Source organism: Kitasatospora sp. NPDC038210 (assembly GCF_055600605.1).
The window spans coordinates 34402-43239 of the sequence record NZ_JBVJYK010000042.1 but is presented as its reverse complement, the minus strand read 5'-3'; the positions used below and the strand labels follow the sequence as shown (position 1 = coordinate 43239).

Annotated in this window: 12 protein-coding genes; 7 read left to right on the top strand and 5 right to left on the bottom strand. The window is 70.6% G+C overall.

The features are described from left to right. Positions 1–104 precede the first annotated feature (104 nt). Positions 105–1070 (top strand): hypothetical protein, encoded by a 966-nt coding sequence (locus ACZ7KX_RS40210; protein WP_470330894.1) that lies wholly within the window; start codon positions 105–107, stop codon positions 1068–1070. A 58-nt stretch (positions 1071–1128) separates the two neighbouring features. On the opposite strand, the gene ACZ7KX_RS40205 is transcribed toward ACZ7KX_RS40210, so the two are convergent. Genes ACZ7KX_RS40205 through ACZ7KX_RS40195 form a run of 3 tightly spaced genes read right to left on the bottom strand, consistent with a single transcriptional unit; the run spans position 1129 to position 2026 of the window. Next, positions 1129–1317: a hypothetical protein gene (locus ACZ7KX_RS40205; protein WP_470330893.1), complete on the bottom strand. Its 189-nt coding sequence runs from the start codon at positions 1315–1317 to the stop codon at positions 1129–1131. Further along, positions 1314–1595 carry a hypothetical protein gene (locus tag ACZ7KX_RS40200; protein ID WP_470330892.1) on the bottom strand — a complete coding sequence of 94 codons (282 nt, stop codon included), beginning with the start codon at positions 1593–1595 and terminating at the stop codon, positions 1314–1316. The genes ACZ7KX_RS40205 and ACZ7KX_RS40200 overlap by 4 nt, the downstream gene beginning before the upstream one ends. Beyond that, positions 1592–2026 (bottom strand): ATP-binding protein, encoded by a 435-nt coding sequence (locus ACZ7KX_RS40195; RefSeq protein WP_470330891.1) that lies wholly within the window; start codon positions 2024–2026, stop codon positions 1592–1594. The genes ACZ7KX_RS40200 and ACZ7KX_RS40195 overlap by 4 nt, the downstream gene beginning before the upstream one ends. Before the next feature lie 240 nt (positions 2027–2266). On the opposite strand from ACZ7KX_RS40195, the gene ACZ7KX_RS40190 reads away from it, so the two are divergent. Further along, positions 2267–3124 (top strand): helix-turn-helix domain-containing protein, encoded by an 858-nt coding sequence (locus ACZ7KX_RS40190; protein WP_470330890.1) that lies wholly within the window; start codon positions 2267–2269, stop codon positions 3122–3124. Between the two features lie 34 nt (positions 3125–3158). Continuing rightward, entirely contained in the window at positions 3159–3362 is a 204-nt protein-coding gene (locus tag ACZ7KX_RS40185) for a DUF397 domain-containing protein (RefSeq protein ID WP_470330889.1), read from the top strand. A 51-nt stretch (positions 3363–3413) separates the two neighbouring features. Here ACZ7KX_RS40185 and ACZ7KX_RS40180 read toward each other — a convergent pair whose 3' ends face one another. Next, positions 3414–4568 (bottom strand): permease, encoded by a 1155-nt coding sequence (locus ACZ7KX_RS40180; protein WP_470330888.1) that lies wholly within the window; start codon positions 4566–4568, stop codon positions 3414–3416. 276 nt (positions 4569–4844) lie between these two features. Here ACZ7KX_RS40180 and ACZ7KX_RS40175 point away from each other — a divergent pair, with 276 nt between their 5' ends. Genes ACZ7KX_RS40175 through ACZ7KX_RS40160 form a run of 4 tightly spaced genes read left to right on the top strand, consistent with a single transcriptional unit; the run spans position 4845 to position 7640 of the window. After that, positions 4845–5159 carry a hypothetical protein gene (locus ACZ7KX_RS40175; RefSeq protein WP_470330887.1) on the top strand — a complete coding sequence of 105 codons (315 nt, stop codon included), beginning with the start codon at positions 4845–4847 and terminating at the stop codon, positions 5157–5159. Next, entirely contained in the window at positions 5156–6754 is a 1599-nt protein-coding gene (locus ACZ7KX_RS40170; protein ID WP_470330886.1) for a hypothetical protein, read from the top strand. The genes ACZ7KX_RS40175 and ACZ7KX_RS40170 overlap by 4 nt, the downstream gene beginning before the upstream one ends. After that, a complete protein-coding gene (locus tag ACZ7KX_RS40165; RefSeq protein WP_350521155.1) occupies positions 6751–7140 on the top strand; it encodes a hypothetical protein in 390 nt (129 codons plus the stop codon). Before ACZ7KX_RS40170 ends, ACZ7KX_RS40165 begins: the two co-directional genes overlap by 4 nt. Continuing rightward, on the top strand, positions 7140–7640 hold the full coding sequence (locus ACZ7KX_RS40160; protein ID WP_470330885.1) for a hypothetical protein: 501 nt from the start codon (positions 7140–7142) through the stop codon (positions 7638–7640). Before ACZ7KX_RS40165 ends, ACZ7KX_RS40160 begins: the two co-directional genes overlap by 1 nt. Before the next feature lie 72 nt (positions 7641–7712). Here ACZ7KX_RS40160 and metF read toward each other — a convergent pair whose 3' ends face one another. Continuing rightward, entirely contained in the window at positions 7713–8669 is a 957-nt protein-coding gene (gene metF / locus ACZ7KX_RS40155) for a methylenetetrahydrofolate reductase [NAD(P)H] (protein ID WP_470330884.1), read from the bottom strand. Positions 8670–8838 lie beyond the last annotated feature (169 nt).

Here is an 8838-nt window from a genome sequence, read left to right as displayed (position 1 = left end):
CCCGGAGGACCGGGCGGCCATTCTCCTGGAGCCATCAAGGGCAACCACGCCATCAGCCACACCCGGTCCTCCCGGACCGCCCAACATTCTTAAGGAACCCCGCCATGAACACCGCGCTGCGCATCACCGCCTTCACCGCCGGCCTCGCCGCCGCGTTCGGCCTCGCCCTCGGCGTCGGCAACGCCACCGGCGGCGGAACCTCCCCCCAGCCCGCCACGGCCCGGCACGGCGGACACGACACCGGGAACCCCGAGAACGTCGGGAACGCCGGACAGCCCGGACACCCCGGACACGCCGAGGAGGCGGGCAGCGGTGCCGCCGGCGAGCACCCGCCCGGCGGGCTGCAGATCTCCGAACGCGGCTACACGCTCAGCGTCGAGAACCCCTTCGTCACCGCCGGCTCCCCCACCGACCTGCGGTTCCGCATCCTCGGCGCCGACGGCCGGCCGGTCACCGCCTACCGGCAGCAGCACGAGAAGGACCTGCACCTGATCGTCGCCCCGCGAGACCTCTCCACCTTCCAGCACCTGCACCCGACCCTCGCCCCCGACGGCACCTGGAGCGCCCCGACCGCCGTCCCCGCAGCCGGGGAGTACCGGGTGTTCGCCGACTTCACCCCGGCCGGCGCCGCCGAGGGTCTCACCCTCGGCGCCGACCTGCACGCCGCCGGCGACCTGCGCCCGGCCCCGCTCCCGCAGACCGGACGGACCGTCACCGTCGACGGCTACACCGTCACCCTCGGCGGCGACCTCGCCCCCGGGCGCAGCGGCCGGCTCACCCTGAGCGTCAGCAAGGACGGCCGGCCGGTCACCGACCTCCAGCCCTACCTCGGGGCGTACGGCCACCTGGTCGCCCTCCGCGCCGGCGACCTCGCCTACCTGCACGTCCACCCGGACACCACCGCGCCGGGCCCGGAGATCGGCTTCACCACCACCGCCCCGAGCACCGGCAGCTACCGCCTCTTCCTGGACTTCAAGCACCAGGGCACCGTCCGCACGGCGGCCTTCACCCTGACGGCCGGCGCCAGCACCGCCGCCCCTGGCGAGCCCACCGCCGACCACCAGCACTGAACGCGCTTCCAGACGGAAGGTGCCGGGCGATCCGGGAGGGATCACCCGGCACCGCTGCTCACCCTCGGGTGGCTTGCCGGAGCACCGTGCGGAGAAGGGCTTCGGCGTTGCCCGGGGTGGCCGCCCAGAGCTGCATCTCGGCATGGGCGGCCTGGCGGCGGGGGCTGACGGCGCGGACCGGGCGGGAGAACTGGGCGCTGAGACACCACCACATCTCGATGCGGACCCAGGTGAGTCGCCGGATCACTCGGGGTCCGACGCCGGTCGCAGGTAGATGGGGTGGGCTTGGATCCCGAGGAAGGCGATCACGCCGACCACTCCGACGTGGACCAGCTGGTGGGCGATCCGCTCGGCGGAGGCCGGGGAGAAGTAGTCGGCGAGGTAGCCGGCCTGGTCCTCGTCCAGCGGGAGCCGGGCGAGGCTGGCGCGGACGGCGTCGAGGGCATCGGGGAGCTTGGCGAAGGTGGCGACCTTCGCGACGCCCTTGATCTCGACGCTGACGGGGAAGGGGAGTTCGACGCTCACTGCGAGCCCCCGTCGATCAACGCCCACACCATCTTGCCGATGCCACCGGCGCGGGGGCCGCAGCCCCAGCCGGACGCCAGCTGGGAAACGAGCCAGAGCCCGCGCCCGCTCTCGTCCTGCTCGGTGGCGGGGTGCGGCACGGACGGCTGGTTGGTGTCGGCGTCGTGCACCTCGATGCGAAGCGAGTCGGCGTCCAGCTCGAACCGGATGAAGATGAGCCGCCCCGGCGGGGTCTTGGCGTGCAGGACCGCGTTGGTGACGAGCTCCCCGAGCACCAACTCGCCCGTGTCGACGAACCGTTCACCGTCGGGCTGGCCGGCGAGGAAGGTACGGAGCAACCGCCGGGCGAACCCGGCGGACTTGTGGTGCCTGGGCAGCCACCACGAGTACGGATTGGTGGGGGTGGGCGGCTTCTCCAACGTTCCGGGCATGGCGGGGCCTCCTCCGGGGGTGATGGGAACGTTCGCGATCCGAAGGCGGCGGAGGGCAAAGGGATGCCCGAGCAATGAGCCGCCGATGATCACGCTGTGTGTCGCATTGCACTACGCCAAGTAGCATGCACCGCATCAGTGCTCATCGCAACATGCAGTTCTGCATCAGTGCAGATTGGCTAGCCTGGATCCGACGCCACGTCACAAGGCAGACTGGACAGGCCACAAGGAAGGAGCGCCGTGACTGACGAATCAAGGCCGACCGTGCGCGGCCGCCGTCTTGGCTCAGAGCTTCGCCGGCTTCGGGAGTCAGCGAGCAAGAGCACAGACGACGCCGCAGGTGCTCTGAAGTGCTCGCGCGCGAAGATCAGCCGCATAGAGACCGGCGTTGTCGGGATCCGGCGTTTGGACCTCGGCATCCTGCTGGACGTCTATGGAGTGACCGAGCCCCGGGACAGGGACGCCCTCGAAACACTCGCTCGGGAAAGCAAGAAGCGCGGCTGGTGGCACGACTACGGCGACACGATTCCGCCCGCCTACGCCGACTACCTTGACCTGGAGGGCGACGCCCGGTACATCCGAACGTGGCAACCTCTGGTCATCCCAGGCCTCTTGCAGACCAAGGACTACGCCCAGGCTTTGCTGGAAGCGAACCCCGCCGCTGTTCGGCCGGAGCGCATCGATCAGTTGGTCAAGGTGCGAATGGAACGCAAGGCAGTCTTGACCAAGCCGGAGCCGGCACGCTTCTGGGCAATCATCTGGGAACCCGCCCTCCGATGCCCTGTCGGTGGGGCTGACGTACACCGAGCACAGTTGCACTACCTCGCCGAGGCATCGCAGCTCCCCAATCTCACAATGCAGGTCGTGCCACTGGAGGTGGGGGCCGTTGCCGGAGCGTGCGGCGGGTTCGTGATGCTCGGGTTCACGGACTCGCCCACTTCAGGCGCGGTGGCTCTGGAAACGCTGACCAGCAGTCACTACCTGGAGAAAGAGGCGGAGCTGAACGGCTACGGGCTCGTCTTCGACTACCTGCGGTCGTCAGCCCTGAACCCAACCCAGTCGCTCGATATGATCACCGCCATCGCGGCAGAGACGTGAGTGCCAGATCAGACAAGAGGGTGAGAGTGTGACCATGCCGGAGATCTCAGCTCGGGGCTGGTACAAGAGCAGCTACAGCGCTCAGGCGACTGAGTGCGTAGAAACAGGGCACATCACCGTCGGCGGAATGGCCGTACGAGATTCCAAGGACCCCAACGGCCCGGCGCTCGCCTTCCCCGCCGACGCCTGGACGGCCTTCCTCACCGCCATCAAGACCGGCGAACTCCCCAACGTCTAAACGTGCTTGCGCGAGAAGTCAGCCAGGCCGACTTCTCGCGCAACCCGGCGCTCAGTGGTGATCGTGGGCCGGGGTGTCGGGGGCGCCGCCCATCATGCGGAGCATCGCCCGGCCGCCGGTGCGGAAGAAGCGGACCAGCAGGGCCGCCGCGAGCAGCAGGAAGACGATGTTGAGCCAGGTCGTGTAGTTCCACTGGACGCCTGACATCGGGATCTCCACGTCGCGGTTGTCCGGGATCAGGCCGAGCGCACCGAAGACGAGTTCGACGAAGTAGCCGGCGAGGACCATCGCCACGTAGAAGGTGCCGAGCAGGAACAGGACCATCCGCCGTCCGTAGTACTTCCGGTAGATGTTGAGGATCGGCAGGATCAGCAGGTCCGCGAAGATGAACGCGACCACTCCGCCGAAGCTGATCCCGCCCTTCCACAGCACCACCGCCAGCGGCACGTTGCCGATCGAGCAGACGAACGACGCGATCGCCACCAGTGGGCCGACCAATGGGCCCCAGAGCTTGCTCACGAGCGGGTGGTCGACGAAGAAGAAGGACTGCCAGAAGGAGTCGGGCACCCAGGCGGCGATGGCGCCGGCGATGAGCAGGCCCAGGACGAGGTCCCGCAGGATCGCCGCCCACTCCATCACGAAGACGTGCGAGACCGAGGTGAATCCCTTCCCCGAGAGCAGCCGGCGGGCGAAGGAGCCCTCCCCGGCCACCGACATGTCCATCGCCGCGTGACCCTCCATCGAGCCCGTCCGGCCGTGCTCGGCCTGCTCACGGGCCTCGTGCAGCAGTCGGTCGGTCAGCAGCCGCCGGAACAGCACCGCGAGCACCAGGATCATCACCGGCCCGCCGACGAACTCGGCCGCGGTGAACTGCCAGCCGAGCAGCAGGGCCAGGATGATGCCGAGCTCGATGACCAGGTTGGTCGAGGCGATCTCGAACGCCATCGCCGCGGTGAAGTCCGCGCCCTTGCGGAACAGTGAGCGGGCCAGGGCGACGGCGGCGTAGGAGCAGGACGAGGAGGCGGCACCGAGGCCGGCGGCGACGGCGAGGGTGCGGGGGCGGTCGTCGCCCAACAGCCGGACCACAGTGGCCTTGTGGACGACGGCCTGGACGACGGCGGAGAGCAGGAAGCCGAGGATCAGGGCCCAGGTGATCTCCCAGGTCATCGATCCGGCGATGGACAGCGCGTGCAGGATCGCGTGCATGGTGGTCCGCCTTCCCGGGTTGGCGCCCGGGCCGGGCACCGTGCTGTGGGAGTCCGCCGGGGCCTGTCCGGGCCCGCGGCGCCGGGGCAGGCCCCGGGCGCCGGTCACCATATACCCGTACCGGGTATCCAGAAGGGCGGCGCGCCGACACCCGTCGGCGCCGCCCGGCCGGGCGGACCGGCCCCGCAACCGACCCCCCTCCCGCAGCGTCTATGCTCGTCGACCGTGCTCGTCCGATCACGGCGAGCCATGGAGCTTCTTGGGGGAGAGCAGCCGATGCCCGACTCGGTGGGGTACACCGTCCAGCCCGACGCGCTGGAGCACGTGACGACGGCACTCAACAACGTCGCGACCGACCTGGCCACGGCCAACCAGTCCTACACCGCGCAGACGCCCGTCCAGTCCGCCGACTTCGGCGAGTTCGGCGTGGACCAGGCGTGGGCGGGCTTCGACACCAACTGGAGCCAGGAACTGCACGTCACCCAGCGCGCCGTGGCGCAACTGGTCCAGAAGATGTCGGCCACCAACGCCAACTACCGCGCCGCGGAGTCGAAGCTCGCCGCATCGCTGACCCCGGCGCAGTCCCGATGAGCAAGGTCGCGGACCTGCAGAAGGCGCAGCAGGCCATCACCCACCCCGGCGGCGGCTTCTTCATCGGCCCCGAACTGCTCGGCGCGATCGGCAAGGCCCTGGCCGTGCCCCGGCCGGCCGGGAACCCGGGGGCAATACGAGAGCGGGCCAAGGCGTACGCGGAGACCGCCAAGGCCTACGCCAAGGCGTCCACCGATCTCGGGGAGGTCGCCGACAACCGGCTGCCGAACGCCTGGACCGGCTCGGTCGCCGAGAACGCCACCCAGTCCATCCGGGCGCTGGCGAACGAGCTGAGCGTCTCCCAGAAGTCTTTGGAGCAGGCCGCCACCGAGCTGAACGCCTGGGCGGACAATCTGGAAGGGGCCCAGAGCACCGACGCGCAGGGCGTGACCGCCCTGGAGAACGTGCAGAAGTCCCTCGCCCACGACGCCTTCGACATGGGCACGGCCGTCGCCGCCATCGAACCCGCCAACGCGGCCGTGGGAACCAGGATCTCGGCCGCCCAGCGGGCGGAGAGCAGCGGCACCCACGCCGCGAGCATGCTCAACCAGCTCGCCGCCAGGGCCCGCACCGAGCGCGCCGGACAGGGGCCGATCGATCCCCTCGCGGCGCTGGTTCTGGCGAACGAGAAGGGCCCCGGCGGCGGCGCGGACGGCGACTACATCCTGACGGACGGCCAGCTCGACCGCGCCAAGCAGTTCATGTCCGTGATGCCCGGCACCGACCAGCTCGCCTTCCAGAAGCTCCTGTCCGGCGCCAAGTCACCGGAGGAGGCCGCCTACCTCTGGAAGGCCCTGGCGGCCGGCCACCCGGTGGCCGACGTCCAGCAGTTCGCCGCACTGATCCACCCCCACGGCGACGACCCGCGCTGGCTGTCCGAGCACCTGGTTCCGGCGCTCGCCACGGACCCCCTGCAGGAGGAGTCCACCACCCACACGATCAAGCTGAACTACAAGGGTGCCCAGATCCTCGGCGACGGCTACGACGTCTACAGCCAGGGCAAGGTCGGCGACTGCGTCGCCGCCTCCACGGTGGTCGCGAGCCTCAAGCTAGATCCGGTGACGATGCTGCAGCTCACCACCGGAAACATGGCCGACGTACCGGGCGCCGACTCGCCCGAGTACTTCAAGCAGCGTCTCCAGCAACTCTTCATCGGCCAGTACCAGCAGGGCCAGTTGGTCGACGGCAACCAGAAGATCTACCCGGAGGCGGACGGCGGGATCGGCCCGAAGGGCAGCACCTTCCTCGCCAACCAGAACCTCGGGAAGGCCACGGGCTCGACCTACGAGTACGTCAACCTGGACACCGACGACGACCGGCGCGCGGCCGTCACCCGGATCGAGAAGGCGCTGGACGAGGGCAAGCCGGTGCCGTTCTGTGCCTTCGACGAGGCCAGCGCGGCGGCCGGCAAGGACGCCGGTCGCCACCAGATGGTGATCGTGGCCCGGGACGGCGACCGGCTGCAGGTCTACAACCCATGGGGCCAGTCGGTGTGGGTGACCGAGGACCAGTTCATCCACAACCACATCGACACCGGCGGCCTCACCGACAAGGCGAAGATCAACCGGCCCTTCGGCGTGGAGCTTCCGAAATGACCGATTTCCTCCCCGACACCGAACTGATGACCGGCTACGACGTCGAGTCCGCCCTCACGCGCGGCCTGCTGATCGACGGGGTCCCGCGCCGGGTGCTGTTCGGCGAGGCGGCCATCGCCGCCTCCTACCAGGCCGAGGCCCTGCGCATCGGTCCCGACCCCCTGGGCGTCCTGGCCCAGTACGTGCGTGCCGGCGGCTTCGCCGCCGCGCTCGACCTGCCCGAGCCGGTGATCGGCCGGGAGCCGGGCGAGCTGGTCCGCGGCTGGCTGCGCGCCGCCGCGGCCGGCGGGGCGGACCTCGGCCGCGAGGTCCTGTTCGCCCGCTGGCTGGCCGAGGTCGCACTCCTGATCGCCATGCGTCGCCACGTCCGGGAAGGAAACACCTGATGCGCCGAACCATCACCAGCGTGGTGGCACTCGCGGCCGTCGCCCTGCTGCTCTTCTCCTACCTCGACGGCTGGTGGGCCGACTCCGACCCGGCCGGCCCCTCGGCCGTCACCGCCACCCGGCCGCAGGTGGAGGTTTCCCTCCCCGACGACGCGGGGGACGGCCGGACCCCGTACCCGCCCAGCGCGGTGACCCTGACGGTCGGACAGCAGCTCGGTGTCAGGACGACCGGGGGTGCCCGGCCACTGTGGTGGTACCTCTCCTCGGCGGGCGACAGCAGCGTGTTGCGCCCCGGCAAGGACTTCGTCATCACCCCCTGCCCCACGGACGAGCCCAAAGCGGGCTGCGGCTCCGAGTTCGACCTGACCTTCACCGCCCTGGCGCCCGGAACCACCACACTGACGTGGTTGTTCGGCGAGGGGGGTTGCCACGCCGGCGTACCCACATACGACTTGGAAAGGTGCGACATCTCCAAGAGCATCCAGGTCACCGTGCACTGATCGGAGGCCCGGCTCCGGCCGGGCCTCCGCCCGGGCATTCCGGTTCCCGGCGGTGGCAGTGGCGCTCTCCCGTCAGGCAGGACTGCCGATCAGCGGCCGGGCCTCCGAAGCCGGCGCCCCCTCCCCCGCCGGCCGGTCGAGTCCGAGGTTGCGGTGGATCTCCAGCGCGGCGGTGGAGCGGTTCAGGGTGATGTAGTGCAGGCCGGGCGCGCCCTCGCTCAGTAGGCGCTCGGCCATCCGGGTGGCGTGGTCGACGCCGATGCGGTGCGCGGCCGCCCGGTCACCGCGGGCCGCCTCCAGCCGCAGCGCCAGGCCGGCCGGGAAGGACGCCCCGCTGAGCTCGGCGAAGCGGCTGATCTGGCGCACGTCGGTGGCGGGCATGATCTCCGGGATGACCGGGGTCCCGCAGCCCGCCGCGGCCAGCCGGTCCCGCAGCCGCAGGTAGTGCTCGGCCTCGAAGAACATCTGGGTGACGGCGTAGTCGGCGCCCGCCCGGCACTTGGCGACGAAGTGCCGGATGTCGTCGTCCCAGTCGGCGGAGCGCGGGTGGCGCTCGGGGAAGGCCGCCACGCCGACGGTGAACGCGCCGCACTGCTTGACCAGCCGGACCAGGTCGACGGCGTGCCGCAGGCCCTGCGGGTGCTGCTCCCAGACGCCGTTGGGGTTGCCGGGCGGGTCGCCGCGCAGGGCGAGCACGTCACGGATCCCGGCGTCCGCGTAGCGCCGCAGGACGGCCTGCAGTTCGGCGGTGGAGTGGCCGACGGCGGTCAGGTGGGCGACCGGGCGCAGCGTGGTCTGCGCGGCGATCCGCTCGGTGGTCTCGATGGTGCGGTCGCGCGAGGAGCCGCCGGCACCGTAGGTGACCGAGACGAAGGTCGGCGCGGTCGCCTCCACCCGCCGGATCGCGGCCCACAGGGCGCGCTCCCCGGATTCGTCCTTGGCGGGGAAGAACTCGAAGGAGTACGTCCGTTCGCCGGCGGCGAGGATCTCGCGCAGGCCGCGCGGGCCGCGTCGGGTGGTCTGGTCCATGGGTTCACCTCGGGTGGTGGGCGGGGTCGGGACGGCGCCCTCCCACCCTGCCCGACCACCCGCAACAGGGGCGCCACAGTGCGGCGTTGACGCTTCCCGGGCGTGTGGAGGCGGCCGCCCTGAGGGGACTCGCCCGATCTCTTGGATACCCTAGGGGGGTATGGTACCT